This window comes from Amycolatopsis silviterrae (assembly GCF_042684085.1).
Classification (GTDB): Bacteria; Actinomycetota; Actinomycetes; order Mycobacteriales; family Pseudonocardiaceae; genus Amycolatopsis; species Amycolatopsis silviterrae.
The window spans coordinates 395893-422511 of sequence record NZ_JBHUKS010000006.1 but is presented as its reverse complement, the minus strand read 5'-3'; the positions used below and the strand labels follow the sequence as shown (position 1 = coordinate 422511).

The following is a 26619-nucleotide window of genomic DNA, read 5'->3' as shown; positions in this document are numbered from 1 at the left end:
CCGCACACCCGGTCAGGTGGGTATCAATCGGGCATTTTGTCGCGCCTTTCGTCCTTTGTGGTCAGTCGACAGGCGCGGTACCACGCAGCTTAAGTTCCCGGCATTGACCCTCAATGCCGGGGAGGGGTCCCGCCCACGAAATCGCAGGACTGTCGGCGGAAAACCGCGCATTGGCTTGGCCTGGCCGTCGGTCGCCTTAATCTGGAAACAGTGCTTGCAGATCGGGTTGCTGTCCCTTGTGGACGGTCGGTGCGATCAACGACGCCCCGGTCGATGCCGCGCCAGCAGGTTCGGTGGCGGGCAACCTTCCGGCCACTGTGGACAGTTCCGCCGAACGTCCGGCCGGTCCATCGCCGGTACCCGGCGTGCTCAGCAACAGCATCGGCGGCACCGAGCGGCCGACAAGTGCGTGCAGCGATTGCGCACAGCTCCCTGCACGTGACTCCACCCACCGGATCCGGTCATGATCGTCGCCTCCAGGTCGCTCGCCTTGCACCAGCCTGAGGTCAGGCGGCCCTGGCGCTGGGTGAGCTGTCCGCTTATTGCCACCCCACCGCGCGGGGGACTCGCCCGGCCACGACGCGGAACCATCCGGACCGACCAAGATCGTGTCCGGTCCCGGCGTGCTGACAGCCAGGCGATATCGTGCCCCGTTGATGTCGAACGCTGCTGCCCGAGGCGCCGCGGCGCTTCGGCCGGGCCGGTTCTCGCTCAGGAAGGTGTTCATGTTCCGTTGGCGCACAGCTCTCGCGGCGACCACCGTCGGCACCGCTCTCCTTCTCCCGACTCCCGCGGCCGCGGCTGCCCCGTCCTACGCGGACGTGCTCGATCTGCAGGGCGTGCCCACGTCGGCGCTGCCCGGCTCGGCCGGCGGCGACGTCAGCGACATCAACGTGTTCGCCGACCGCGGCGCGTGGCACGCCTACGCGCTGCCCAAGGTCGGCGACACCTCGTCCTACGGTGCGTTCACCGGGCCGCTGTACCTCGCCCAGGAGTACCCGTGGTGGCTGAGCTCCGGTTTCAGCCGGCTCAACCTGAGCGAAGCCGGGCGCCCGATCGACCTCGCCGACGCTCGCGACCCGGCATTCAGCTCGCTGCCCGGCGCGCTGCGACAGAGCTTGGAGGTCGACGGTCTGCGCGTCGTCATGGAACTGCGCTACGCCAGCAATCGCACCGCACTGGTCCAGGCCACCGTGGAGAACACCGAGCGCCGGTGGCGGTCGATCGGCGCAGGCTGGAGCGGCACGCTCCTGCGGCCGGACGCCGAACCCGAGCACAGTGCTCCCCGCCTCTCCTCGACCGAGGACGGCGTCGCGGTCGGCTTCGCCAGGGTCCGCGAAGCCAACGACTACCTGACCGACGGCACCGAACGGTTCCAGGTCACGCACGCCGACCCGGTGACCACGACGGTCACCGGCGACGCGTACACCACCACCCGTGACGCACCCCTGATCCTCGGCCCGCACGGCCGGCGAACGCTCAACTGGACCGAGTCCTACACCTTCACTCCCGCCGAGGCCGCCGCCGACGCATCGGCGGCGAGGCGCGCGCTGGCTCAGCCGTGGCGCGTCGTCGCCGAGGACAACGCTCGCTGGCACGGCTACGTCGCGGCGGCCACTCGCGGGGTGCCGCCGGACCGGCGCCGGCTGGCGGTGAAGTCGGCCGAAACGCTGATCACCAACTGGCGCAGCGCGGCGGGCGCGTTGAAACACGACGGCATCACGCCCGCGATTTCCAACAAGTGGTTCAACGGCCTGTGGGCGTGGGACACCTGGAAACAGGCGGTCGGCACCGCCGTGTTCGACCCGGCGCTGGCCGAATCCCAGATCCGGTCCATGTTCGACTACCAGGTGACGACGGTGTCCGCGACCCGGCCGCAGGACGCCGGAATGATCCCGGACGCCGTCTTCTACAACGACCCCGCCCGCGGCGGCGCCAACTGGAACGAGCGCAACTCCAAACCGCCGCTCGCCGCCTGGGCTGTCTGGTCGGTCTACCAGCGCAACGGCGATCTCGGATTCCTGCGCGAGATGTACCCGAAGCTGGCCGCCTACCACGCCTGGTGGTACCGCAACCGCGACCACGACCACAACGGCCTCGCCGAGTACGGCGCCACCGTCGATCCGGCCAACGCGACCGCCGAGGACAAGCGCCTGGCGGCGGCGTGGGAAAGCGGAATGGACAACGCACCGCGCTTCGACGCGAAGCTCGGCACCACCGTCGTCGACAACACTTCGCCGACCGGACAGGTCGTCGGCTCGTCACTCGCCCAGGAGTCGGTGGACCTCAACTCCTACCTGGTGACGGACAAGAAGACCCTGGCACTGATCGCCGACCGGCTCGGCGACCGCCGCGCCGCCCAGTCCTACCGCGCCTCGGCGGACAGCGTCGCGGCCACCGTCCAGCGCACCATGTTCGACCCGGCCACCGGCTGGTTCTACGACACGGAACTGGGCACCGGCCGGCGGCTGACCGCACGCGGCAAGGGAATCGAAGGCGCCATCCCCCTGTGGGCCGGCGTCGCCACCCCCGGCCAGGCAGCAGCCGCGCGGAAGAACCTCCTGTCCCCCAGCGAATTCGACACCCGCATGCCGTTCCCGACCACGTCAGCGAGTTCGCCGTACTACCAGCCGACCGGCTACTGGCGCGGCGCGGTGTGGCTGGACCACGCGTACTTCGCCTTGGAAGGCTTGCGGCGCTACGGATACGGAACCGACTCGGCGGCACTCGCCGACCAGCTGCGCTCGAACGCGGCGGGCATGCTGGGCAACGGACCGCTGATGGAGAACTACAACCCCGCCAGCGGCGCACCGATGAACTCACGCGGCTTCAGCTGGTCGGCGGCGATGCTGCTGGCGCTCGACCATCCGCAGCGAGCCTGAGCCCGGGACCGCGCGACGGGGCCGCACGCACCGGGAAGCCGGAGGAACGGATCCTGAATTCACGCCCCCGGCGGGCAAAGGTGCGTGGTGCCCCGACCGCCGACGCCCCCGAAATGCAGCACGAATCCGCTGCCGCACACGTTTTCCGGAGTGACCACCTTGCCGACGACCTTGTCGCCTGGATGGAGGTTTCCGTGCCACGCCGGAATCTCGGTCCCCTCCGGCATGCTGAGCCACGAAAGGTCGACTCCTTCGTCGTGTGCGGACAGGTTCTTCCACGATACCTCCGCGTAGTCGCCGTCACCCGTGCCCTCCAGGACGAACAGGCACACGTCTCCGGCGAAAGCCGGGTCGTCGTTACGGGCGCAGACCGGATTGTCGACGGCGGCGGCCTGCGCGCCCGGCGCCGGCGCCAAAGCGGCACCGGAAACAACCGCCATCGCGAATACGGCCCTTGCAGTCCAGCGATTTCGCACGTTTGAACTCCTTTCTTCGCGGCCTCTCCGCCCGTGCGACGAGAAACAACCTTGCCGGACCACTGTCACGCCTGCCGGGACCTGCGCGAAACCTGGCTGGCACTACTCGACAAGTAGAGGTTCCCCCCTCCCTCGCTCGGGCAGGCAGGATTGACGCCCCGATCGCCGAGAGCAACAGCCCGCGTCGCGCGGCTGCGTCGTCGGCCGACGACGGACGGCGCAGGAGTCGGCGTACTCGGCCAGGCCCGGAGGATTCCAGCAAGAACCTTTCCCTTCCCCCGCAACGTAGCCAGTTCACGTGACTGCGCAGCACTACCCTCCCCTGCCTACGGTCGACCCAGCAGCGGCGTGAAGGAGGGACGGCGGTGGACGGCAGCACAGTCGTGGCGTTCCTGCTCGCACTGGTCGTGATCATCGTGGTCGCCCGGCTGCTGGGTTTGCTCTGCCGGCGGCTCGGGCAGCCGGAGGTGATCGGCGAGATCGCCGGCGGGATTCTGCTCGGCCCGACCCTCTTCCACGGTGCGCTCACCCGGGAGCTGTTCCCCGCCGACATCCGCCCGGCGCTGTCGGTGCTCTCCACCGTCGGGATCTGCGTCTTCATGTTCCTCGTGGGCCTGCATCTGGCCGACGGCGGGCTGCGCGGGCAGGGGCGGATCGCCGTGGTGCTGTCGCTGGGCTCTACGGTCGTGCCGTTCGTGGCCGGCACCCTGCTCGCGATCGGGCTGGTGGGCGACCGGTCGGGCTCCAGCGCGGTTCTGTTCTGCCTTTACGTGGGGATCGCGATGTCGGTCACCGCGTTTCCGGTGCTGGCCCGGATCCTGACCGACCGCGACCTCATCGACACCCCGATCGGCGGGCTGGCGCTCGCGACGGCGGCGGTCGGCGACGTGCTCGCCTGGTCGATGCTCGCGGTCCTGGTGGCGTTCTCCCACGGGGACACGCCGTGGCGCGTTCTGCTCGTGCTTCCGTTCGTGGGTCTTCTGACCGGGGTGGTGCGGCCGCTGCTGGCCCGGTTGGCGGCCCGCCCGCCCGCGGCCCGGGGAAAGGGTGCCCGGGCGATCCTCGGTGCTGGGTTGCTGGTCGCGATCGCTGCCGGGCTGGCGTTGTCGTCTTACGCGACCGCGTGGATGGGGTTGCACAACATCTTCGGGGCGTTCCTGCTCGGCGCGGTCATGCCCCGGGAGGGGGCCGTCGCGCTCCGGGCGCGGGTGCTGCCTTGGGTCGAGCGGATCGACCGGATCGTGTTGCTGCCGCCGTTTTTCGTGGTGGCCGGCTTCTCGGTCGATCTGTCCGGAATGGACGGTCGGGAGTTTGGCCTGCTGCTGCTGATCCTCCTGGTCGCGAACAGCGGCAAGCTGTTCGGCGCGTTCGGCGCCGCCCGGTTGTCGCGGCTGCCGGTCCGGCACAGTGCCACTCTCGCCCTGCTCATCAACACGCGCGGGCTCACCGAGTTGATCGTCCTGGCGGTCGGGCTCCAGATCGGCCTGCTCGACCAGCGGCTGTACTCGCTGATGGTCGTGATGGCGGTGGTCACCACGCTCACGCCGGGACTGCTGCTGCCCTTCGTCTACCCACGATGGCGGGCACGCCGCGACCGCGAGCCCCGAGCGGTCGCCGAGTCCGCGCCACTACCGAACAAGGAGTCGATGCCGTGAACCCGTTCGCCGAGCCGGATGGCCGTTTCCTGGTGCTCGTCAACGACGAGGAGCAGTACTCGCTGTGGCCGAGCCGCCGGAAGGTCCCGGACGGCTGGCAGGTCGTGCACCCCGAGAACAGCCGGGAGGCGTGCCTGGACTACGTCGAGAGCCGCTGGACCGACCTGCGTCCGCTCAGCGCCCGCTGAGCGCGCCGGGGAACGGGCAGCCCGTGCTTGCGATTCAGGATTTCCTGGAAGAACTGCGCCTGGCCGGCGTGCAGCTGTGGCTGCAGGACGGCAAGCTCCGCTACCGGCCGGCCGGCGGCATCGACGGCGACCGGCTGGCGGTGCTGCGCGAACGACGGGCCGAAGTGATCGCCGCGATCCGCGCCGACCAGCAGCCTGCGGAGCGGCCGGACACGATCCCGTTGTCCGAGCACCAGCAGGGCATGTGGTTCCTCGACCAGATGGACCTGCTCGGGCCCGCCTACAACCACACCGCGCTGTACCGGCTCACCGGCGAGCTGGACGTGCCGGCGCTGCGCTCCGCGATCGCGGAGATCATGCGGCGCCACGAGATCCTGCGGACCGCCTTCCCGGCGCGCGACGGAGTCGGCGTCCAGGTGGTGGAGCCGGCGGGCGATCCCCGCTTCGTCACCCACGACCTGACCGGCCTGTCCGCGGCCGAACAGGACCGGTGGCTGGAGGAGCGGAAGCAGCGGTACCGCGAGTACCGGTTCGACATTTCCGTGGCCCGCAACTTCGGCACCGAACTGGTCCGCCTCGGCCCGGCGGAGCACGTGCTCGTGTTCCGCGCGTACCACCTGGTGATCGACGGGTCCTCGTTCTCGATCCTCTTCCACGAACTGCGCACGCTCTACGCGGCCTACCGGAGCGGAGCCCCGTCCCCGCTGCCCGAGCTGACCATGCAGTACGCGGACTACGCGCTGTGGCAGCAGGCCCGGGACGGCGCCGAGGCCAAGCGGCACCTGCGGTACTGGAAGGACCGGCTGGCCGACGCGCCGCATTCCCTTGGGCTGCCTACTGACCGGCCGCGGCCCGCCGTCGCCGAACTGGCAGGCGATCTCGTCCAGGTGCCGGTGCCCGCCGAAGTCGCCGACGGGCTGCGCCGGCTGGCCCGGCAGGAGAACGTCACGATGTTCACGGTGCTGCTCACGGCGTTCCACACGCTGCTGTACCGGTGGAGCGGGCAGACCGACGTCAGCATCGGGATGATCGTCGACGGGCGGGCGCATCCGGACGTCGCGGCCGGCATCGGCCACTTCGTCAATCCGGTGGTGCTGCGGGCCGATCTCGCCGGGCGGCCGACGTTTTCCGGGCTGCTGCGCCAGATCCGGCCGCGGCTGCTCGAGGCGCTGGAGCACCGGCACGTGCCGTTCGACCGGCTGGTGGCCGAACTTCGGCCGCAGCGGGACCTGTCGGTGCACCCGCTGTTCCAGGTGCTGTTCACGCACCTCGTGATCAACGAGTTCGACCTTCTCGACGGGCTGGCCGTCACGCCGATCGAGGCGGCCGGGCACAAGGCGATGTTCGACCTCACGCTCGGCGCCTCGGAGACCGAGGCGGGCGACCTGAGCGTCGACCTCGACTACCAGACCACGCTGTTCGACCGGGCCACCATCGAGCGGCTGGCCGGGTATCTCGTCACGCTGCTGGCCGGGGTCGTCGCCGCGCCCGACGCGCCGGTGGACGACCTGCCCCTGATGTCGGCCGCGCAGCGGCACGAGATGCTCGAGGTCTGGAACGACACGGCTCGCCCGTTCGACGACGGTGCCTGCCTGCACCAGCTGATCGAGCGGCAGGCCGCCGCTACTCCGGACGCCGTCGCGGCGGTGTTCTACGGCCAGGCGCTGACCTACCGCCAGCTGGACGAGCGGGCGAACGCGCTGGCCTGGCACCTGCGCGAGCACGGCGTCGGCCCGGACGAACGGGTCGGCATCGGTCTCCCCCGTTCGCTCGATCTGCTGGTCGCCAACCTGGCCGTGCTCAAGGCAGGCGGGGCCTGTGTCCCGATCGACCCGACCTACCCGGCAGCGCGCCAGCAGCTGATCGCCGAGGACGCGGCGCTGCGGCTGCTCATCCGGCCGACCGCCAGCGAGGACGAGGCCGCCCCGGTGCTGGCCCTCGACGCGTTCGGCGCCCCCTCCGCAGCCGCCGGCCCGCCGAATCTGGCCGACCCGGCCAACGTCGCCTGGGTGCTGTACACCTCCGGTTCCACCGGGCGGCCCAAGGGCGTGGCCATGCCGCACCGGGCCCTGCACAACCAGGTCCAGTGGCAGCGACGGCAAGGCCCCGGCGGCCGCGGGCGCACGCTGCAGTGGGCCGCGCTCAGCTTCGACATCTTCTATCAGGAGATGATGACCACGCTGTCGGCCGGCGACACGCTCGTCCTGGTCAGCGAGGACGTGCGGCACGACTTCGAGCGGTTGCTCGACGTCGTCGAGGAGCAGCGGATCGAGCGGATCTTCATGCCGTTCGTCGCCCTGCGCGGGCTGGCCGAGCTGGCCGTGCGCCTCGGCCGGGTCCCGCGGTCGCTGCGCGCGGTGCTCACGGCGGGCGAGCAGCTTCAGGCCACCCCCGCGATCCGGGCGTTCTTCGAGGCGCTGCCGGACTGCACGCTGTACAACCAGTACGGGCCGATCGAAGTGCACCTGGCCACCTCCCACCAGCTCGACCACGACCCTGCCGGGTGGCCGGCTCTTCCGCCCATCGGCTTGCCCTTCGACAACGTGCGGGCCTACGTCCTCGACGCCGAGCTGCGGCCGGTGCCGCCCGGGGTGGCCGGCGAGCTGTTCGTCGGCGGGATCGCGCTGGCGCGCGGCTACCTGGGCCGCCCGGACCTGACCGCGGAGCGGTTCCTGCCCGACCCGTTCGGCACTGGCGCCCGGATGTACCGCACCGGCGACCAGGTCCGCTGGAACTCCGCCGGACGGCTGGAGTTCCTCGGCCGGGCCGACGACCAGGTGAAGATCCGCGGGTTCCGGGTCGAGGTCGCCGAGATCGAGGCGGTCCTCACCGGCTGCCCCGGGGTGCGCGAATGCGCCGTCGGCGTCCACCGGTACGGGGAGGGCGACCGGCGGCTGATCGCCTACGTCGTGCCGGATCCGGACGTCCCGCCCGCCGCCGCCGAGCTTCGCGCCTTCCTGGCCGCCCGCTTGCCGGACTACATGGTGCCGGTCGCCTACCAGACGGTGCCGGACCTGCCGCGGACGCCGAGCGGGAAGCTGAGCCGGCGGCTGCTGCCGCAGCCGGACGACGAGGCCGAGTGGGCAGGCGCGGCCGAGTACGAGGCACCAAGAACCGCGCTGGAGAAGGACATCGCCGCGATCTGGGCCGAGGTGCTGGCCGTGCCCCGGGTCGGACGACGGGACAACTTCTTCGAGCTGGGCGGCCACTCGCTGCTGGCGGTCGCCGTCGTCACGCGGCTGGCCGAGGTCACCGGGCGGACGATCACCCTGCGCACCCTCTTCGAGGCCCCGACCGTGGCCGACCTCGCGGGCCGGATGGGCGACGCCGAGCCGTGCTGACCGATGCCCGCTCGATCCGGGCAGGCCCGCGGTAAAGCGGGCACGGTCAGCCGGTCTGGTCGACGTCCTCGAGCCCGAGGGCGAGCTGGATCCAGGCGGCCGCGCAGAACCTCGCGAGCGCGGCGAGGTTGATCCGCGAGTGCGGCGGGATACGGTGCAGCGGTACCGGAATCTCGTCGGACAGCAGCACCCGCGGGCCGAGCCAGCGCAGCAGCGCCCGGCCGGACTCGGTGCAGCGCAAAGCCGGATCCTGTTGGAGAGCTTCGAGCAGCGACCGCAGTTCTTCGGAGGGATCGTCCTGCGCCAGCTTCACGGTCAGCAGCTGCCTCGTCGTCTGGTCGTCGCGCGCCGGCCGGGTCCGCCGGTCCAGGACCGGGTCTTCGCCGGCCTGCAGACGCCTGCGGACACTGCGCGCGGTCTCCACCGAGATGCCGGCCTCCCGTGCGATGTGGCGCAGTGTCGCGTCCGGATGCCGGGCGATCACCTCCGCCGCGGCCTGCCGTCCGGCCGCGCCGTTGACCGGCCGGACCCGGCCGTCCCGGCCGACCCGCGCCGGCTCCGGCGGACCGTCGAGCTTGCGGCGCAGCGATCCGACGGTCTTCGCGGACAGCCCGGCGGAGACGGCGACGGCCCGGTCGGACAGCCGCGGATGAGTACGGATGATCCGGGCCGCCGCGGCCCGCCGGTCGGCGATCGTGAGGGGCATGCCGTGCGACACGTTGAGCCGGACGGCGAGCAGGAACGCCTCGTCCTCGTCGCCGTCGAACAGCTGGGCGGAGATCTCCGGTTCGCCGCGCAGCCGGGCGGCGGTGAGGCGGTGCATGCCGTCGATAACGCGGCCGGTCGCGCGGTGCACCACGATCGGCGGCAGGTCCGCTTCGGTCTGCGCCAGCGATCTCGCGTGCGCCATGTCCACGCCCGCGGACCGCGGCGAGTCGGCCTCGCGGACCGACGAGACCGCCAGCCGGACGACAGTGCTGTCCCAGGGACGCGAGTCCACTGTGGAGCGAGAGGTGTCGACTGCCACTGGGTCAGCCCCGTTCTTGGTCACAGCCCCGGATCCCGAGCGAAGGCATGGTCTTCGGACCATCCTCGCCGGGCGGCCGGGCGTGCGGGACTCACCTGTTTAAGGGGCAACCTCGGGGCGCGGCAGGAATCCGAGGCGGCGCGCCTCCTCCACGCCACCGGCCACCAGGACCGGATCGCTGCTGTGGGCCAGAGTCGCGAGGAACTCGTTGCGCGGCACCGGTCCGGCCCCGAGCCGCTGGCTCGCCTTGCTGTCCCACTCGACGTCCAGCAGCGTCACGCCGGTGCCGGCCAGCCGGTGTTCCAGGTCGAGCAGCGCCACCTTCGACGCGTCGGTTCGCCGATGGAAGCAGGTCTCCATGGCGAACACCCTGCCGATGCCGACCCCGATGGCCCCGCCCACCAGCTCGTCTCCCTCCCACACCTCGACGCTGTGCGCCCAGCCCAGCTTGTGCAGCTCCGCCATGCACTCGCACAGCTCCTCGGTGAGCCACACCGGCGTGCGGTCGCGGCGGCATTCGGCGAGCACCTGGCCGAAGCTCTCGTTCGCCGTGGTGGTCCAGGGCAGCCGGTTGCGCAGCTTCTGCATGAGGGTGCGCGACTTGGCCAGCCGCCCGTACGGGATGACCGGCCGCGGGTCCGGGGACCACCAAGTCAGCGCGTAGGGATCGGGCAGCGGCGAGTCGAGCACCACGGTCGTCCCGGCGGCCACCGCGTCCTCGTAGAGGAAATGGTTCGCCTCGATCTCGGCGGCCGAGCCGGCCGGCATCGGGAACGCGCCGTGCCGGTACGCGCCGAGAAGCGTGGCCGAGTCGAGCCGGCCACCGATCGCGACCGGCTCCTCTCCCGGGGCAGTATTCACCGGGAGTCCGTCCCACACGCATCCTTCGCAGCGAAGCACAGCTTGATTCTGGCCCCACACCGGCGATCGACGGGAGCCTTCGATGACCGTATCCACGACACCCGGCACCTCCGGCGCGGCGGCGCGCTGGCTGCGCCGGCCGCGCCCGCGCCACTATCCGGAGGCCCGCCTCGTCTGCCTGCCGCACGCCGGCGGCACGGCGGGCGAATACCTTCCCTGGGCCGCGCGGCTGCCCGCACAGGTAGAGCTGATCGCCGTGCAGTACCCCGGCAGGCAGGACCGGCTGGACGAGCCCTGCGCACAGTCGGTGCCCGAGATCGCGGACGCGCTCGCCCCCGCGCTCGCGCCTTACGCCGACCGGCCGCTGTATCTGTTCGGGCACAGCATGGGCGGCCTCGTCGCGTACGAGGTGGCAGTCCGCCTGGAGGCCGGTGCCGGGCCGGCTCCGGCGGGCCTGTTCGCCTCCGACTCGCTGGCCCCGCACCAGTGCAAGCCGCCCCGGGAAATGCTCGACGACGACGCCGTCGAGGCGGACATCCGGGCGTCCGGCTGGAGCGATCCGGCGGTGTTCGAGCACCCGGAACTGCGCGAACTCATCCTGCCCGCACTGCTGGCCGACGTCCGGGCGGTGCTGTCGTACTACCGCCGCGACCCGGTGCGGCTGCGGTGCCCGATCGTCGCCTACGCGGGCAACGAGGGCGCGGCCGAGGCGGCCGCCTGGGGCGAGCTGACCTCCGGACCGGCCGACTGGCGGCAGTTCGACGGCGATCACTTCTACCTTCGGTCCCACCAGGCCGAACTGGTCGCCGACGTAGCGGCCCGGATGTCTGAGTGGGGAAATTCGCCGGTTGGACACCAGCGAGACCGCCAGCCAATGCCAGGGACTTAATGCGGCGTTATGGGTGCGGGATGGTCTGCGAGGGGAACCCTGAGGGACTCAGAGTCCCTCAGGGTTCCCCTCACAGACCTGAGCTGTCCGAGCGCTGCCAGTAGCTGTCGCTCCCCCGCTTCCAGGACCGGCGCATCGGATCGCGCAGCACCCGGATCACCAGGCCGGCCGGGACCACGAACAGGACGTAGACGAGCGTGAGCATCGCTTTGCGCATCAGGGACCCTTCGGTGCGGGGAGACGGCGCCGTCAGTCGAGGGGCACTTCGGTGCGCCAGTCCAGTTCCTCTTTCCACTCGGGCTGATCGGCCTTGGACAGCAGGAATCCGCCGATCGCGAGCAGGTCGATGTCGGTCCGCATGAAGCACGTGTAGGCCTCGTGCGGCGTGTTCACGATCGGTTCGCCGCGGACGTTGAACGAGGTGTTCACCACGACGCTGCTGCCGGTTTCCTCTTTCAGGGCAAGGAGAAGCTGGTGATAGGCGGGGTTGTCCCGCTCCCGGACGGTCTGCACGCGCGCGGAGTAGTCCACGTGCGTGACCGCCGGGATCTCCGACCGCGGCACCTTCAGCAGATCGAGGCCGGTCAGCCCGGTGTCCGCCGCGACGGTCCGACGGGCCGCCTCGGCGACCGGGGCGACCACGAGCATGTACGGGCTGTCCTGCGGAAGGTCGAAGAAGTCCTTCGCCTCGTCGGCGAGCACGGACGGCGCGAACGGGCGGAACGACTCCCGGAACTTGATCTTCAGGTTCATCACCGACTGAGTCCGCGGATCGCGTGCGTTGCCGAGGATCGACCGGGCGCCGAGCGCGCGCGGGCCGAACTCCATCCGGCCCTGGAACCAGCCCACGACCTTGCCCTCGGCGATCGCCTTCGCGACCTCGGCGGCCAGCGCCGCCGGTTCCAGCCGACGGTGCGGGATTCCGCCCGCCGTCAGGTATTCGGCGATCCGGTCGTCGTCGTAGGCGGGTCCCAGGAGCGCGCCGGACATCGCGTCGTGCCCGGTGCCGACGTGGGCGCGCCCGGAGCCTCGGTCGATCGCGACCGCGAGTGCGGCACCCAGCGCACCGCCGGCGTCGCCTGCCGCGGGCTGGACCCAAATGTCGTCGAAAACCGAGTCAGCGACGATTTTTCCGTTGGCGACACAGTTCAGGGCGACACCGCCAGCCATGCACAGCCGCGACTCGCCGGTCAGCTCCCGCGCGGTCCGCGCGAGCTTGAGCACGGCCTCCTCGGTCACCAGCTGCACGGACGCGGCCAGATCGAACTCGCGCCGGGTCAGCTCCCCTTCCGGCTCGCGGCGCGGACCGCCGAACAGCTTCTCGAAGCCGCGACCGGTCATCACCTGGCCGCGCAAGTACTCGAAATAGCGCATGTTCAGGCGGAACGAGCCGTCCGGCTTGAGGTCGATCAGCCGCTCGCGGATCAGGTCGGCGTACCGGGGTTCGCCGTACGGCGCGAGGCCCATCAGCTTGTATTCGCCGGAGTCGACCTTGAACCCGCAGAAGTAGGTGAAGGCCGAGTAGAGCAGTCCCAGCGAGTGGGGGAACTGGATCTCGACGACGGGCTTCAGCCGGGTGCCCTGCCCGTGCCAGATCGTGGTAGTCGCCCACTCGCCGACGCCGTCGACGCAGAGCACGGCGGCCGACTCGTACGGGCTGGCGAAAAACGCCGACGCCGCATGCGATTCGTGGTGGCGCCGGTGGCTGATCTCCGGCACGGGACCGAGGTTCAGCCCCTCCAGCTCGCGGCGTACGACGTCGTCGGTGCGCCGCTTCGACGACCACCAAGCGGGCAGCGTGTCCCGGAACGAGGCCAGCCCGTACGGGGCCGCGCCGAGATAGGTCGCCAGGACACGGCGGAACTTCAGCTCCGAGTCCTCGTAGTAGGCGATCGCCGACACGTCCGCCAGCGTGGCGCCGACCTCGTCGAGCGTGTAGGCCACCGCGCGGGCCGGGAAACCCGAATCGTGGCGGCGGCGGGTGAAGCGCTCTTCTTGGGCCGCCGCGACGGGACGCCCGTCGAGGACGAGCGCCGCCGCGCTGTCGTGGTAGTAGGCGGAGATGCCGAGGACCAGATCAGGCATGGGACCGCCTCTCGGATTGCGCCCGGCGGGCCCCTTTTCGGGACAGCAGCCCGGGCGGCGGGTTCAGCGACCGGTAGCCGGCCCGGATCCGGTCCCACACGTCCGGGCGCGCCTGCGGCGTCTGCTGGGCCAGGTAGTCGTCGATGGCGTCGGCCGCCCAGGCCGAGTGCCCGGTCGCGACGTTGTCGATGGTGTTGTGGATGTCGAGGAACGCCGTGCTGAAGCCGTACTTCTCCAGCGACTGGCGGCCGCGGCGGTAGCTGCCGCCGACGCCGGACAGCTCCATCGCCAGGTTCAGGCCGAGGATCTCCGCCTCGAACGTGCGCGGGAACCGGCCGATCGACAGCCAGTACACCGGCGTTTCGAACGACTTGTCCCGGAACCCGGACCAGGCCGCGAACTCCGGCGAGCGGGTCGGCGGGAGGTCGATGCCCATCTCCCGCAGCATGGCGCGGTAGATCAGCGGATGGTTCAGGCTCAGGTCGCCGTTCCCGAGTTCGTCCCAGTAGGTCTCGAACAGGAAGTGCCCGCGCTCGGACGAGGCGAGCTGGTAGTCGGTGGACCCGGCCAGCCAGGAACCGTCGATGAGGGTGAGCGGCGCCAGCTGCAGGGTCGAGTCGATCAGGTCGGCGCGGTCGGGAAGGGGATCGTCCATGCCGTCGTGGAACTCGTCGTTGTGCAGGTCGTGCTGGTCGAGCAGCCACGGCCGCAGCCCGTCCGGCGGTTGCTCCCCCGGCAGGGTCCGGGGCGACGGCTCCATGTCGCTGCGGCACCGGGCGAGCCGCTTTTCCACGTATCGCTGGGCGTACTGCCGGACCGCGGGCGTGGTCGCGCGCTGCAGCAGGGCCGTGTACGCCTGCCGGATGTCCCCGGGAGCGTCGCCGTCGGCGCTGTCCGGAGCCAGGCGGAGCGTGATCCGCCGGGGCTGGTGGGCGGGCGGCCGCCACTCCGCCCGCTGCGCGGAATCCGTGGGCAGCGCGTCGATCCAGCGCTTGATCGTGTCCAGGTCCTGGTCCGGGAACACGCGGAACATCCGGCCCTTCTCCGACACCAGGGATCCGGTCAGGCGGCTGGCCTCGGACCGGCCCGGCCGGACGAGGCGGCTGTTCGCCAGCGCGGCCAGGAACGGGATCGGGTCGGTGCGCGCCTCGACGAGCCAGTCCTTCAGCAGCCGGCCCTGCACGTTGAACCGGTCGTGGTAGGCGGACGCCTCACGGGCCCGGGACTGCACCAGCTCCGCCATCTCGAAACCGGGGTCGCGCGCGGCGTCCAGCTCGTCGTACACCTCGTCGCACCACTGTCGCAGCGCGGCGAACGCCCACGCGAAGCCGCGTTCGACGGCGGCCGCACCGGCCTCTTCGACGAACGCGGCCCGCAGCGCCCGGGCATCGTCGACCGCCGACGGCCCGTCCGGCGTGCGCGCGAGGCTCGGATCCAGTGCGTCCCAACCGATCCCGTGCGGATGCCGGGCCTGAACGCCGTCGAGCGGCGGGAGCATGCCAGCCTCGCGCAGGCAAAGGTCCAGACCGATGATCTCGCCCCGGTACGCGTTCGGATGCCGGCTCATCGTCAACGCGAAGGCCGGCAGGTGGAAAGACCGGTCGGCGATCCGGCGGTCCTGCGCCAGCTGGCTCGCCGGATGCGCGTGCACCGCGACCCGGAGGTGTTGCAGGAGCGAGAGGTAGGCACTCCCCCGCGACGCCCGCGGATGCCCGGCGCCGACGTCGCCCGCGTACAGCGCGAGCACCCGCATGGTGACCGCTTCCTCGGCGTTGCCCGGCTCGCTCATCCATTGCAGCCAGGCACCGGACACCGAAGCCAGGGGTGCACACGCGAGCGCCGCCCGGCGGACGAGCACGTCCGCGCAGCCCTCGCTTTCCGCAGTCGCGAAGAGGGCAGCAAAGCGTTCCCGTTGCGCGGCAGCCCACTCCGACACGGCCGCAGCGTCCTGCGGGCCGCCGTCTTCTAGGCTCAGCTCGGCCGCGATCTCGGACCGCAGCGCGTCGGGCAGCGAACTGCTCTCCGGCTCGCACGCCCGCGCGAACACCGTCCGCACCGACAACGCCGCGGGATCGTCGTCGGCCGCCTGGTCTGAACTTCGGGTGAATGGACGCATCGCGCGTCTTCCTCCTCCTCCGTCGAAGAGCTTGGCGACCGCTCTGCGCGGACGGGCCATGTGCCCTCGCTTCCCTGTCGCAGCCGGCGCAAGTGCGGTGCCCGCGGCAAGCGGGTCCACCTTTGCTGCCGAGCACACTAATGCCGGGCCGAAGCGGTGCCGCGTCCCGTAAAACGGCTCCGCGGGGCCGTCCCCGGTTCAGGCGACTGCGCCCGCCCCGGCCGCGTGCGTACGTTCGTGATCGTGGCGAACACCAGGTATGCCCCCGCTGTGGTTTTCGACCGGACGGCCGGTCCGGCCGCACCGGAGGATTCCGCCGGGCCGCCTTCGAGTCCAGGGGCCTTCGGCAGCGTCTTCACCGACCACATGGTCACCGTCCGGCACCGGCCGGACGAGGGATGGCACGGCGCGCGAGTGGAGCGGTTCGGGCCGACGGCGATGTCGCCCGCGGCGGCCTGCCTCCACTATGGACAGACGATTTTCGAGGGCCTCAAAGCCTATCGCGCGCCGGACGGCCGAGTTCTGCTGTTCCGGCCGGACGCGAACGCCGCACGGTTCCAGCGGTCGGCGCGGCGCCTGGCCATGCCCGAGCTTCCCGGCGAACTCTTCGTCCAGGCTCTGGAGGAACTGGTCGCCGCGGACCGGAGATGGGTGCCCTCGGCCGACGGCGGCAGTCTCTACCTGCGTCCTTTCCTGGTCGCCACCGAGCCCTTTCTCGGCATGCGGCCGGCCGAGGAGTACCTCTTCTGCGTCATCGCCTCCCCCGTTGGCGGAGTCTTCGCCGGCGGGCCGGGAGCCATCTCGGTGGACGTCTCCCACGACTACGCGCGGGCGGCGCCGGGCGGCACGGGCTCCGCCAAATGCGGCGGCAACTACGCCGCGGCGTTGCCCGCACTGCGCCGCGCCGTCTCGGAGGGGTACGACCAGGTCGTGTTCCTGGACGCCGCGCAGCACCGCAACGTCGAGGAACTCGGCGGCATGAACATCTTCTTCGTCTTCCGCGACGGCCGGATCACGACCCCGCCGCTGCTCGACACGGTGCTCGCCGGCGTGACCAGAGACTCGGTCATCACGCTGGCCGAGGACGCCGGTCATCAGGTGACCGAAGCCCCGTACCCGGTCGAACAGTGGCGGGACGACGCGGCCTCCGGCGAGCTGCGCGAGGTGTTCGCCTGCGGGACCGCCGCGACGATCGCCGGGATCGACCGCGTCCGGTACCTCGGCGCGGAGTTCACCGTCGGGAACGGCGGCGTCGGCCCGGTCACCGCGGGCTTGCGGACCCGGCTGCTCGACTTGCAGTACGGACGCGCGGAAGACGCCCACGACTGGGTCCGGGTCGTCCCGTGACCGGCCACCGGTAAACGGGATGCCCTACCTCCAAGTCGGCGATGCCACCCTGTACGCGGAAATCTCCGGCGACGGAGATCCGGTCCTGTTGCTGCACGGCGGACTCTGCTCGCTCGAGACGATGCGGCCTCAGGCCGACGCGCTCGCGCTCCGCTACCGCGTGTTCGCCTTCGAACGTCCTGGACACGGCCGTTCGGCCGACGTGGACGGGGATTACCGGTACGAGCACGGGGTCGCCCAGACCCTCGCGTACCTCGACGCCGTCGGCCTCGAATCGGCGCACGTCGTCGGCTACAGCGACGGCGCGATCATCGGGCTGCTGCTGGCGCGCGACCATCCGGCAAGGGTGCGGTCGCTGGTCTCGATCAGCGCGAACCTCGACCAGTCGGCGTTCACGACCAGCCCGGAGGCGGAGTCCGCCACCATGCTCGCCCAGTCCGAAGAGGACAGTCCCGGCCCGGCCGCGAATGCCGAACGGCTGCACTACGAACGGCTTTCGCCGGACGGGCCGGGGCATCTGGACGTCGTGCTGAGAAAGCTGCTCCGGATGTGGGCGGGACAGCCGCGCATCGACCCGGCTGGCCTGGCCGGGATCGCCGCGCCCGTCCTGGTGATGTCGGGCGACCACGACACGGTCCGCCCCGACCACAGCCTGCTCATCGCCGCGTCCATTCCGGGCGCGCAGCTGTGCGTCGTCCCGAAGACGACGCACGACCTTGTCTGCGAGCGGCCCGAACTCGTCAGCCTGCTCATCCGGCAATTCCTGCCGTAGCGCCCGTTCGTTCACCAGTCGAGCACGTCGCGCTCGCCGTAGAACGACCCGGTCGGCCCGTCGTCCGGCAGACTCGCCAGCCACACCGGGACCGCAGGCGACGCGGACTGCCCGATCGCATCGCTGCCGTCGCCGGCCGGCCCGGGACCGCAGGCGTTGACCAGGATCCCGGAGCAGGCGAGCTCGTCGGCGAGCACGCGGGTCAGCGCGTTGACCGCGCACTTCGAAACGCGGTAGGCGGGCAGGTCCGCGCGCATCGAGGCGAGACTGCCCAGCTCGCTGGAGATGTTGACGATCCGGCCGTAGCGGTGGATGCGCATCAGCGGCACGACGGCCTGGGTGAGCTGCCAGGCGCCGATGAGGTTGGTCTCGACCGTGCGCCGGACCAGCTGCGGGTCGGCCGTGCTCGCGCCGCCGTTCTCGTCGAGGAGCACCGCCTCGTTGTTCACCAGCACGTCGCACCGGCCGAGGGCGCGGAACAGCCAGGCGGCCAGCCGGGCGATCGAGTCCGCGTCGTTCACGTCGAGTTCGCGGACCGCGACCCGGTCCGCCAGGTCGCCGAGGAGGTCGACCGCCGCCCGCCCGCCCGCGATCGACCGGCTGGCCAGCACGACCCGCATGCCGTTCGCGGCCAGCATCCGGACGATTTTCAGCCCGAGACCGCCGCTGGCGCCGCTGACGAGCGCGACCCGGTCTTCGGACGGCTCGTCCGCGGACCGCTCCGGCAAGCTGACGTAACAGCCCGTCGCCGCGGCAGGCAGCGACGGAGGCTTCGCGCCGTTCACGGCGCCGGGCAGCAGCGCTATTCGTGGCGTATCCGGGGGAAAATCAGGTTGACACGACACATGAGTGCCATCCTCTCGTCTCGACAGCTGCGTCCCCGTGCTGGTGTCCGACGATGTCCGCGGAAGCTTCGATCGATATTCACACACCGGCTTCGACAGGGCAACAGTCCGTTTTCCGTATGGTCCATTGTGGACGATCACGCGATTCCCGGGTTTTCCCTCGCCGCGGCGGTCTTCGCCGCGGCAGAAGCAATTCCGGCAGCCGTGCGGAGACACCGGTTCCGGTGACAAGACGCGTCGCCCGACGGTCGTTACGTTGACCGTGGGAGGCCTCGCATTCCTCATTCCAGGCATGTCCGGCCGGCAGGCGTCTCATTCGAAGAAGGGAATCAAGGTGGCGGAAAGCATGAGCGATACCGTGACCCGGGGGCTGACGGCCGAAGAGGTGGAGTCGTTCAAGGAGAACGGTTTCCTCGGGCCGTTCGACCTCTACGCCGAGGACGAGGCTCCGCTGGTCTGGAGCCAGGCCATGATCGACATGGTCACCTCGGAGAACAAGCCGCACGACTCGACCATCATCAACTACGACCGGCACCTCGACTGCGACACGCTGTCGCGGCACATCGCCCAGCCCGCGATCGTCCACAAGCTCCGCAGCCTCATGGACGACGACATCATGTGCTGGAAGACGCACATCTTCGAGAAGGAGCCCGGCGACTCGGGAACGGGCTGGCACCAGGTCGAAGCGTTCACCGTGTTCGAGTCGGAGGACGTCTCCTACCCCTCGCTGCGCTACACCGAGGAGACCACGGCCGCCACGCAGGAGCTGACCGTCTGGACGGCCTTCTCCGACGCGGACAAGGAGCACGGCTGCCTGCACTTCCTGCCCGGCAGCCACAAGCAGTGGTACTACGACGAGACGAAGCCGATGTCCTACAACGTGGAGAACAAGTCCCACGACTTCTTCGGCTACGACTACGCGGAGCTCAAGCTCGACAAGAACTGGGACCCGAACAAGCAAGAGATCGTCGACATGGAGCTGAAAGCGGGCCAGTTCGTCATCTTCCTGGCCAAGTGCGTGCACGGCTCCAACCCGAACGTCAGCGGCGACAAGCGGGTCGGGCTGGCTTCGCGCTACGTCTCGCCGTCCGTGCGGGTCTACGAGCACATCAACCGGCTCAGCGGGTTCGGCGACGCGATCGACCTCGACTACCACGGCGGCGTGATGGTCTCCGGCGAGGACAAGTACGGCTACAACCGGATGCACGAGACCAACCTCAACGGCTTCCCCTTCCCGAAGGTCGAGAGCAATGGACGCTGACGGCTACCGGCACAAGTTCGCCGAGTTCCTCACGACGCAGCCCGCCGGCGCGGACCTGACCTACGAGCAGATCGTCGGCGCGCAGACCCGGCAGGAGCTGGGCCTCAGCTCGCTCACCACCATCGTCGTGCTGATGAACTACATCAAGAAGTACACGAACGGCGGCGTCACCGTCCGCCCGGAGTGGGTCCCGCGGCTCAACGACGTCGACGGCATCGCCTCCGTGCTGCGCGAGATCGACGCGAGCGCGGCCGATCCGGTCCGGCGCTGACGGCGTCGCCGCGCTGGGCCCGGCATTTCCGTTGTCCCCTCGGCCGGTGGAAGGAAGCATGATCCCGGATCACGAAGACATAGGCATCGGCTCGTTCGCGTGCGCCTTCGGCGACGTGGAGTGCAAGCCGGAGAACATCCCCGATTTCGAAGCGCTGTGGGAGACCGTGTCGTTCGGAACCGACTTCGCCGAGATGGGATGCACGACCTACCGGAAGATGTCGGGCCCCGTGGAGGACTACGTCGTCGACGCCGTGCGCCGGACCCTGCGCGCCGCGGGCGTTTCGGCGGCCGAGGTCGACCACCTCGTGTTCGCGACCAGCGACCCGGCTCTCGCCCTCGTGCCGCCGGACTTCGCGAGCCGCGTGCTGCTCGCCCTCGGCATGGACGACTGCGTCCCGCACGTCGTGTCCTTCCAGCGGTGCTGCAGCTCGCTGACCGCGCTGCAGCACGGCGAGCGGCTGTTCGCCGACCCGGACGTGACAAACGTGGCAGTGGTCGCCTTCGACTTCATGCCCGAGGACCGCGACCGGGTGCGCTCCTACGCCATCTTCGGCGACGCGGCCACCAGCTGCCTGCTGACCCGGACCGGATCGGGGCTGGTGCGGCTGCTCTCGTCCGCGATCAAGACGGACCCGGAGGGGCTGCGCGGCCGCGACACCTTCGTTTCGCGGAAGGACGTCGCCGAACGGACGCTGGCGGCGGCGATGCGCGCTGGCGGCCGACGGCCGGAACAGCTGGCCAAGGTGTTCGCGGCCAACCTGCACAAGCCGCTGACGCTTTTCAACGCGACGTCCGTCGGGCTGCTGCCGGACGCGATGCACTTCACCGACACGCTCGCCGCGTACGGACACTGCGGAAACGCCGACTGGATGATCAATCTGCTCGACTACCACGAGCGGTTCGGCATCCGTTCCGGCGAAACGTATTTAGCGCAGTCCCTCGCGCCCGGGTTCTATGCCTGCGGGCTTCTCGAAGGAACAGCGCAGTGACCGGGGATCTGTCCACAACGGACTGCATCGGGCCGATCCCCGTGCCGTACGGCGTGATGGGCGCTTTGCACGGTCTCGCCGAGGAAGCCGGGGCGGACGACTTCGTCGCGTTGTCGGTCTGCGCAGGCGTTCTGGCGCAACGGCTTCCGCGCCCGGGTGCCGGCTGCCGGGTCCGGGTCACCCGGGGCCCGGTCGAAGCGATCGTCCCGCAGGGCGGGGCTCCGGACCTCTCGCTCAGCTTCCGCGAGGCGCTCCGGCTGGCTCTCCCGTCCGGGCCCGCCATCGCGCCCGGCTCCGACGACCCGCGGGTCGCGGTGACGATCCTGATCGCCCGGGCCGGACGGCATCTGTATGTGGAGACCGTGCCGGACTCCGCCGAACTGCCCTCCGCGCAGGCCTGGGCCAGCTCTTTCCTGCAGCTGCTGGTTTCCCTGGCGAAGGACCCCGATCTGCCGATGCTCGACCATCCGCTGGTCGGCGACGAGGAGCGGGCTCGGATCCTGCACGGCCTCAACCCACAGCGCGATCCGCAGATCCGGTACCGCACCCTCGCGGAGCCGTTCGAGGAGCAGGCGGAACGCACCCCGGACGACGTCGCGCTGGAGGACGAGGACGGGACCACCGTCACCTACCGGGAGCTGAACGAGCGCTCCAACCGGCTGGCGCACTATCTGCGCGAGCGCGGCGCCGGCCCTGGCACGCGGCTCGGCATCTGTCTCCAGCGCGGCATCCATCTGATCGTCGCGACCTACGCCGCGGCCAAGGCCGGCGTCACCTACGTCCCCCTCGACGCCGACCTGCCGGACCAGCGCATCGCGCTGATCCTTGCCGACTCCGCGCCGCAGCACGTGCTGACCGACCCGGCGTGCCGCGCCCGCATCCCGGACGGCGGCTGGGAGGTCCACGACGCCCGCGCGGAGCGGAACTGGACGCACTGTCCCGCAACGAATCCGCCCGACGACGGCGCCGTCCGCGGTCCGGTCCACCTGCTGTACACGTCGGGAACGACCGGCCGCCCCAAGGGAGTGGTCTCCCGCACGGCCGCAGCGCTGGCCAACGTCTTCTGGATGCAGCGGCAGTACCCGTTCCACCCCGGCGAGACGGCGCTGTTCAAATCCTTCGCCGGCTTCGACATCCACATCTGGGAGATCTTCTGGCCGCTGTACCACGGCGCGCGCGTGGTGATCTGCCGTCCCGGCGGCGAGCGCGACCCGAGGCATCTCGCCCGGGTCGTCCGCGACTACGACGTGACACAGGTCTTCATGGTGACGACCATGCTGCCGGCCTTCCTGGACGAGATCTCCGCGGTGGGCGCCGACGCGCTGCGCTGGGTCGTCTGCGGCGGCGAGTCGATGAGCCCGCGGCTCCCGGCGGAGTTCTACGCCGCGCTGCCCGCCAGCACCCTCGTCAACGCCTTCGGCCCGACCGAGGCCGGCCCGGTCACCGACAACGTCATCAAGCCCGGCTGGGACGGGGTGTCCGTTCCGATCGGCAGGCCCGCCGACAACTTCCGGGCGACCGTGCTGGACGCCAACCTCGACCTCGTGCCGGTCGGCACGCCCGGGGAGGTCTACCTCAGCGGCGACGTCGGACTGGCGGACGGCTACTGGCAGCAGCCCGCCCGGACCGCCGAACGGTTCGTCGCCGATCCCTACGGGCCGCCGGGATCGCGGATGTACCGCACCGGCGACCTCTGCCGGCTCCGCGAGGACGGCGCTCTGGAGCACCTCGGCCGGATCGACCGGCAGGTCAAGATCCGCGGGCTGCGGGTCGAACCGGGCGAGATCGAGTCGGCGCTGGCCGCCCACCCGGCGGTCGGCGACTGCGCGGCGATCGCCCACGGGCAGCCGCTGCGCCTCCTCGCCTTCGTCGTGCCCGCCCGCGCGAGCACCCGCCTGGACCCGGACGCGCTGCTGGAGTACCTGGCCGGGCTCCTGCCCAGCCAGATGCGGCCCGAGCGGGTCGTGCCCGTCGACCGCCTGCCGGCGACGGTCAACGGCAAGCTCGACCACGACGCGCTGATCAAGACCTGGCAGGAGCTGACCGAGCGCGAGCGCGCGGTCGTGCCCCCCGCCGACGAGCTGGAGGCGCGCCTGGTCGAGATCTACCGGCGGGTCCTCGGCCCGAGACCGGTCAGCGCGCTGGACACGTTCGTCGCGCTCGGCGGCCATTCGATGCTCACGTTCCGGCTGCGGGACGAGTGCGAAGCGGCGCTGCGGACCGCGCCCGACCTCACGCAGCTCCTGAACGGGACGCTGCGCGACGTCGCCACGGCGATCCGCCGCGAAGGGCAGCCACCCGAAAAGAAGAGTTCCGTCACTGCCGGAACCGCCGCACGACAACCGGAGGACGGTTTTGGACACGCTGACGACCGGTGACACCGAAAAGCTGGCCGACGCGCTGCGCGGCGAGCTGATCACCCCGGCGGACCCCCGCTACGACCGGGCCCGCCAGGTCTGGAACGGAGACATCGACCGGCGTCCGCCGCTGATCGCGCGCTGCGCCGACGCGACGGACGTGGCCGCGGCCGTCACGTTCGCCGCCGGACGGGGAATGCCCGTCGCGGTGCGCGGCGGCGGCCACAGCGTGGCCGGGCAAGGACTGTGCGACGACGGCGTGGTGGTCGACCTTTCGCCGATGCGCGCGGTCGACGTGGATCCCGCGCGCCGGCTGGCCCACGTCCAGGGCGGCGCGCTGTGGCAGGACGTCGACCCGGCGACCCAGGCGCACGGCCTGGCCACGACCGGCGGGATCGTCAGCGAGACCGGCGTCGGCGGGCTCACGCTCGGCGGCGGCATTGGGCACCTGATGCGCCGCTGCGGGCTGGCCACCGACAATCTCGTCGAAGCCGACCTGGTGACCGCCGACGGCCGCCTCGTCACCGTGGACGCGGAGCGCGACCCGGAGCTGCTGTGGGGACTGCGCGGCGGCGGCGGCAACTTCGGCACCGTAGTGCGTTTCGGCCTCCGGCTGCACGAGGTGGACCCGACTGTCCTGGCCGGGATGCTCATTTACCCGCTCGACGACGCGCCCGCCGTGCTGGCCCGCTACCGCGACCTCATCGCCGACGCCCCCGACGCGCTCGGGACGATCCTCAACCTCCGGCTCTGCCCCGCCGTGGCCGCCATTCCCGAGCGGCTGCACGGAACCCCCGTCGTGGCGATCATCGTGTGCTGGTCCGGCGATCACGAACAGGGACAGGCATTCCTGCGCCCGCTGCGCGAGTTCGGACGTCCGGTGCTGGACACGGTCGCCCCCATGCCGTACGTGGTCCTGCAGCGCATGCTCGACGACACCTCGCGCGCCGGCGACCACTACTACTGGCGTTCGGTGGACTTCGGGCCGCTCACCGACGAGATCATCGCGATCATCGTCGAGCACGTCGCCCGGATCACCTCGCCGCTGTCGGCGGTGCCGGTCTACCACCTCGGCGGCGCGATCGGCCGGGTCCCGCCCGAGGACACCGCCTTCGGCTCGCGCCACGCCACGCACGACATCAACATGTTCGGCCACTGGGTGCCCGACCGGGACGACCGGGACCGCCACGTCGCCTGGGTCCGCGACTTCAGCGAGGCGATGGCGCCGCACGCCGTCGGGAAGTACGTCAACTTCCTCAACGACGAGGGAGCCGACGGCGTGCGGGAGGCGTACGGCAGGCGGTGGCAGCGCCTGGTCGCGCTGAAACGGCGGCTCGATCCGGAGAACGTCTTCCGCTACAACTTCAACATCGACCCCGGCACCGGGGACGAGCAGGACGAGCAGGACGCATGAAGTTCGGCATCCAGATCGTCCCGGAGGACCCCTGGCGGACCGCGCGCGAGAAGTGGCGCCAGGCCGAGCAGCTGGGATTCGACCACGCCTGGACCTACGACCACCTGAACTGGCGGGCGTTCCGCGCGAAGGACTGGGCCACCGCCGTCCCGACGCTGACCGCCGCCGCGGTGGAAACCTCGCGCATCAAGCTCGGCGTCCTGGTCGCCTCGCCCAATCTGCGCGACCCGGCGTACCTGGCCAAAGACGTCACCACCCTCGACGACATCGCCGGCGGCCGCCTCATCCTCGGCCTCGGCTCCGGTGCCGAGGGCTTCGACGCCACGATGACGCGCCGCGTCCCGTGGAGCAGGCGCGAGCGCACCGAGCGCTTCGACGAGTACGTGCGGCTCACCGATCTGCTTCTGCGGCAACCGGTCACCACGTTCGACGGCCGCTACTACGTGGCCAACGAGGTGCACTCGCACCCGTTGTGTCAGCAGGAGCCCCGCGTCCCGTTCGCCATCGCCGCCGGCGGGCCCCGCGGCATGCGCCTGGCAGCCGAATACGGCTCGTACTGGGTGACCACAGGCGTGACCAGCCGGGTCGAGAGCGCGCCGTACGAAGAGGCGCTGCCCATTGTCCGACAGCAGGTGGAGGCTTTTGAAAAGGCCTGCGTCGAAGTCGGCCGCGACCCGGATTCGGTGGCCCGGTTGCTGATCTGCGGCCCGAGCGTGGGCGGGGTCCTCGCTTCGCCGGCGGCGTTCTTCGACGCGGCCGGCCGATTCGCCGAAGCGGGCATCACCGATTTCGTCGTGCAATGGCCGCGGACGAGCGAGCCATTTTCCGGAGAGGTGGAAATTCTGGAAAAAGTGGCCGCGGAGCTGAATCGCCCCCGAAACACGTGACGCGGCGACGGAACGACCGTCGCCTACGCTCGAAGGAGAGTGCAAAATTCGACTGAACGGAATGGCGTGATCCGATGCGAACCCACTATGTGGCGGACACCCCGCTTGACGACGCCCGGCTCGCCAAAGACCTCGCGCAGGCCGAGTTGTTCCCGTGGTCCGAGGCGCACAGCGATTACCTTTCCCAAGGCGCATACAAAAGCTGCATGATCTGGACCCGCGGCGGGCAGGTCGGCGACGGAGTGGTCACCTCCTACGACCACCGCCAGCCGTCGGCGTTCACCGAGTACGCCAACCAGATGCCCTATCTGCGCGAGCTGATCAGCGGCCTGGTCGACCTCGAGCGGCTGAACTTCGTGCGGCTGGCGAAGGTGCAGAACAGCGTGATCATCCCGCACCGGGACCTGCTCGAATTCACCGAAATCCCGGACGTCTCGCGCAGCGTCCACCGCCTGCACATCCCGCTCGTCACCAACGGGGACTGTTTCTTCAACGAGGGCAACACGGTCTTCCAGATGCGCAAGGGCGAGGTCTGGTTCCTCGACGCCTCGCAGATCCATTCGGCGGCGGTGCTCTCCACCGAGCAACGCATCCACATGATGCTCGACTTCGTGGACACGCCTTCGGACAAACCGCTGGTCAATCTCAAGGGCCGGAGCCCGGAAACCGGCATCCCGGAAAACCGGAAGGTAAACCGGCCGCCGCTGCCCGACGCCGACCGGGCCGCCCTGCGGAAACTGGCCGGAGTCGCCACGATGGACACGGTCGAGGAAATATTCAGCATCGTCATCAAGAAGCACTACCGCTACCACGGCGGCGACGATTTCGTGTGGACCATGATGACCGACATCGCACGCGATTCCGGGAATCCGGAAATAGTCCGGCACATCGACGAGCTGCACCGGTACTTCACCATCGAACGGTCCGCCGACGACTAACGGCGCGAGCCGGTTC

Annotated in this window: 21 protein-coding genes; 14 read left to right on the top strand and 7 right to left on the bottom strand. The window is 70.5% G+C overall.

Going from position 1 to position 26619, the window contains the following annotated elements; all coding sequences use genetic code 11:
• The first annotated feature begins 725 nt into the window (after positions 1-725).
• Positions 726-2882 carry an MGH1-like glycoside hydrolase domain-containing protein gene (locus tag ACFSVL_RS10855; RefSeq protein WP_378303036.1) on the top strand — a complete coding sequence of 719 codons (2157 nt, stop codon included), beginning with the start codon at positions 726-728 and terminating at the stop codon, positions 2880-2882.
• A 59-nt stretch (positions 2883-2941) separates the two neighbouring features.
• Here the strand turns inward: ACFSVL_RS10855 and ACFSVL_RS10850 are convergent, their stop codons facing one another.
• Positions 2942-3358: a hypothetical protein gene (locus ACFSVL_RS10850; RefSeq protein WP_378303034.1), complete on the bottom strand. Its 417-nt coding sequence runs from the start codon at positions 3356-3358 to the stop codon at positions 2942-2944.
• A 365-nt stretch (positions 3359-3723) separates the two neighbouring features.
• Between ACFSVL_RS10850 and ACFSVL_RS10845 the strand changes: the two genes are divergently transcribed.
• From ACFSVL_RS10845 to ACFSVL_RS10835, 3 genes are read left to right on the top strand one after another with little or no spacing between them, the layout of a single operon-like run.
• The gene (locus tag ACFSVL_RS10845; RefSeq protein WP_378303032.1) at positions 3724-5013 is read left to right on the top strand and encodes a cation:proton antiporter domain-containing protein; all 1290 of its coding nucleotides are present in this window, start codon (positions 3724-3726) and stop codon (positions 5011-5013) included.
• A complete protein-coding gene (locus ACFSVL_RS10840; protein WP_378303030.1) occupies positions 5010-5201 on the top strand; it encodes an MbtH family protein in 192 nt (63 codons plus the stop codon). Before ACFSVL_RS10845 ends, ACFSVL_RS10840 begins: the two co-directional genes overlap by 4 nt.
• Positions 5202-5224: 23 nt before the next feature.
• On the top strand, positions 5225-8542 hold the full coding sequence (locus ACFSVL_RS10835) for a non-ribosomal peptide synthetase (protein ID WP_378303028.1): 3318 nt from the start codon (positions 5225-5227) through the stop codon (positions 8540-8542).
• A 46-nt stretch (positions 8543-8588) separates the two neighbouring features.
• Here ACFSVL_RS10835 and ACFSVL_RS10830 read toward each other — a convergent pair whose 3' ends face one another.
• Positions 8589-9569: a ParB/RepB/Spo0J family partition protein gene (locus tag ACFSVL_RS10830; protein ID WP_378303026.1), complete on the bottom strand. Its 981-nt coding sequence runs from the start codon at positions 9567-9569 to the stop codon at positions 8589-8591.
• 99 nt (positions 9570-9668) lie between these two features.
• Positions 9669-10430 (bottom strand): leucyl/phenylalanyl-tRNA--protein transferase, encoded by a 762-nt coding sequence (locus ACFSVL_RS10825; RefSeq protein WP_378303024.1) that lies wholly within the window; start codon positions 10428-10430, stop codon positions 9669-9671.
• An 82-nt stretch (positions 10431-10512) separates the two neighbouring features.
• Between ACFSVL_RS10825 and ACFSVL_RS10820 the strand changes: the two genes are divergently transcribed.
• The gene (locus tag ACFSVL_RS10820; RefSeq protein WP_378303022.1) at positions 10513-11319 is read left to right on the top strand and encodes a thioesterase II family protein; all 807 of its coding nucleotides are present in this window, start codon (positions 10513-10515) and stop codon (positions 11317-11319) included.
• 70 nt (positions 11320-11389) lie between these two features.
• Here the strand turns inward: ACFSVL_RS10820 and ACFSVL_RS10815 are convergent, their stop codons facing one another.
• From ACFSVL_RS10815 to ACFSVL_RS10805, 3 genes are read right to left on the bottom strand one after another with little or no spacing between them, the layout of a single operon-like run.
• Positions 11390-11536, bottom strand: a complete 147-nt coding sequence (locus ACFSVL_RS10815; protein WP_378303020.1) for a hypothetical protein — start codon at positions 11534-11536, stop codon at positions 11390-11392.
• 32 nt (positions 11537-11568) lie between these two features.
• Positions 11569-13404, bottom strand: a complete 1836-nt coding sequence (locus ACFSVL_RS10810; RefSeq protein WP_378303019.1) for a carbamoyltransferase family protein — start codon at positions 13402-13404, stop codon at positions 11569-11571.
• Positions 13397-15520, bottom strand: coding sequence for an iron-containing redox enzyme family protein (locus ACFSVL_RS10805; RefSeq protein WP_378303017.1), 2124 nt, complete (start codon positions 15518-15520; stop codon positions 13397-13399). The genes ACFSVL_RS10810 and ACFSVL_RS10805 overlap by 8 nt, the downstream gene beginning before the upstream one ends.
• Positions 15521-15763: 243 nt before the next feature.
• Between ACFSVL_RS10805 and ACFSVL_RS10800 the strand changes: the two genes are divergently transcribed.
• Both ACFSVL_RS10800 and ACFSVL_RS10795 read left to right on the top strand, forming a co-directional pair.
• The gene (locus tag ACFSVL_RS10800) at positions 15764-16867 is read left to right on the top strand and encodes a branched-chain amino acid aminotransferase (protein WP_378303015.1); all 1104 of its coding nucleotides are present in this window, start codon (positions 15764-15766) and stop codon (positions 16865-16867) included.
• A gap of 19 nt (positions 16868-16886) precedes the next feature.
• Positions 16887-17639, top strand: coding sequence for an alpha/beta fold hydrolase (locus tag ACFSVL_RS10795; protein WP_378303013.1), 753 nt, complete (start codon positions 16887-16889; stop codon positions 17637-17639).
• Between the two features lie 11 nt (positions 17640-17650).
• Here ACFSVL_RS10795 and ACFSVL_RS10790 read toward each other — a convergent pair whose 3' ends face one another.
• A complete protein-coding gene (locus ACFSVL_RS10790; RefSeq protein ID WP_378303011.1) occupies positions 17651-18424 on the bottom strand; it encodes an SDR family NAD(P)-dependent oxidoreductase in 774 nt (257 codons plus the stop codon).
• A gap of 406 nt (positions 18425-18830) precedes the next feature.
• Between ACFSVL_RS10790 and ACFSVL_RS10785 the strand changes: the two genes are divergently transcribed.
• The 7 genes from ACFSVL_RS10785 to ACFSVL_RS10755 all read left to right on the top strand — a co-directional run bounded on the left by ACFSVL_RS10785 (position 18831) and on the right by ACFSVL_RS10755 (position 26603).
• Positions 18831-19745, top strand: coding sequence for a chlorinating enzyme (locus ACFSVL_RS10785; protein ID WP_378303009.1), 915 nt, complete (start codon positions 18831-18833; stop codon positions 19743-19745).
• Positions 19735-20016, top strand: a complete 282-nt coding sequence (locus ACFSVL_RS10780; protein ID WP_378303008.1) for a hypothetical protein — start codon at positions 19735-19737, stop codon at positions 20014-20016. The genes ACFSVL_RS10785 and ACFSVL_RS10780 overlap by 11 nt, the downstream gene beginning before the upstream one ends.
• Before the next feature lie 58 nt (positions 20017-20074).
• Positions 20075-21007: a hypothetical protein gene (locus ACFSVL_RS10775; protein WP_378303006.1), complete on the top strand. Its 933-nt coding sequence runs from the start codon at positions 20075-20077 to the stop codon at positions 21005-21007.
• Positions 21004-23385, top strand: a complete 2382-nt coding sequence (locus tag ACFSVL_RS10770) for a non-ribosomal peptide synthetase (protein ID WP_378303004.1) — start codon at positions 21004-21006, stop codon at positions 23383-23385. Before ACFSVL_RS10775 ends, ACFSVL_RS10770 begins: the two co-directional genes overlap by 4 nt.
• Positions 23363-24778 (top strand): FAD-binding oxidoreductase, encoded by a 1416-nt coding sequence (locus ACFSVL_RS10765; RefSeq protein WP_378303002.1) that lies wholly within the window; start codon positions 23363-23365, stop codon positions 24776-24778. Before ACFSVL_RS10770 ends, ACFSVL_RS10765 begins: the two co-directional genes overlap by 23 nt.
• Complete coding sequence (locus ACFSVL_RS10760) at positions 24775-25665, top strand: LLM class flavin-dependent oxidoreductase (protein WP_378303000.1); 891 nt, start codon at positions 24775-24777, stop codon at positions 25663-25665. Before ACFSVL_RS10765 ends, ACFSVL_RS10760 begins: the two co-directional genes overlap by 4 nt.
• A gap of 74 nt (positions 25666-25739) precedes the next feature.
• Entirely contained in the window at positions 25740-26603 is an 864-nt protein-coding gene (locus ACFSVL_RS10755; RefSeq protein ID WP_378302998.1) for an aspartyl/asparaginyl beta-hydroxylase domain-containing protein, read from the top strand.
• Positions 26604-26619: the final 16 nt, after the last annotated feature.

Bases quoted from the DNA above. Each gene is read 5' to 3' on its own strand.
- ACFSVL_RS10855 (WP_378303036.1), top strand. From the start codon at position 726: ATGTTCCGTTGGCGCACAGCTCTCGCGGCGACCACCGTCGGCACCGCT.
- ACFSVL_RS10820 (WP_378303022.1), top strand. From the start codon at position 10,513: ATGACCGTATCCACGACACCCGGCACCTCCGGCGCGGCGGCGCGCTGG.
- ACFSVL_RS10815 (WP_378303020.1), bottom strand. From the start codon at position 11,536: ATGCGCAAAGCGATGCTCACGCTCGTCTACGTCCTGTTCGTGGTCCCG.
- ACFSVL_RS10810 (WP_378303019.1), bottom strand. From the start codon at position 13,404: ATGCCTGATCTGGTCCTCGGCATCTCCGCCTACTACCACGACAGCGCG.
- ACFSVL_RS10805 (WP_378303017.1), bottom strand. From the start codon at position 15,520: ATGCGTCCATTCACCCGAAGTTCAGACCAGGCGGCCGACGACGATCCC.
- ACFSVL_RS10795 (WP_378303013.1), top strand. From the start codon at position 16,887: ATGCCCTACCTCCAAGTCGGCGATGCCACCCTGTACGCGGAAATCTCC.
- ACFSVL_RS10785 (WP_378303009.1), top strand. From the start codon at position 18,831: ATGAGCGATACCGTGACCCGGGGGCTGACGGCCGAAGAGGTGGAGTCG.
- ACFSVL_RS10780 (WP_378303008.1), top strand. From the start codon at position 19,735: ATGGACGCTGACGGCTACCGGCACAAGTTCGCCGAGTTCCTCACGACG.
- ACFSVL_RS10775 (WP_378303006.1), top strand. From the start codon at position 20,075: ATGATCCCGGATCACGAAGACATAGGCATCGGCTCGTTCGCGTGCGCC.
- ACFSVL_RS10760 (WP_378303000.1), top strand. From the start codon at position 24,775: ATGAAGTTCGGCATCCAGATCGTCCCGGAGGACCCCTGGCGGACCGCG.
- ACFSVL_RS10755 (WP_378302998.1), top strand. From the start codon at position 25,740: ATGCGAACCCACTATGTGGCGGACACCCCGCTTGACGACGCCCGGCTC.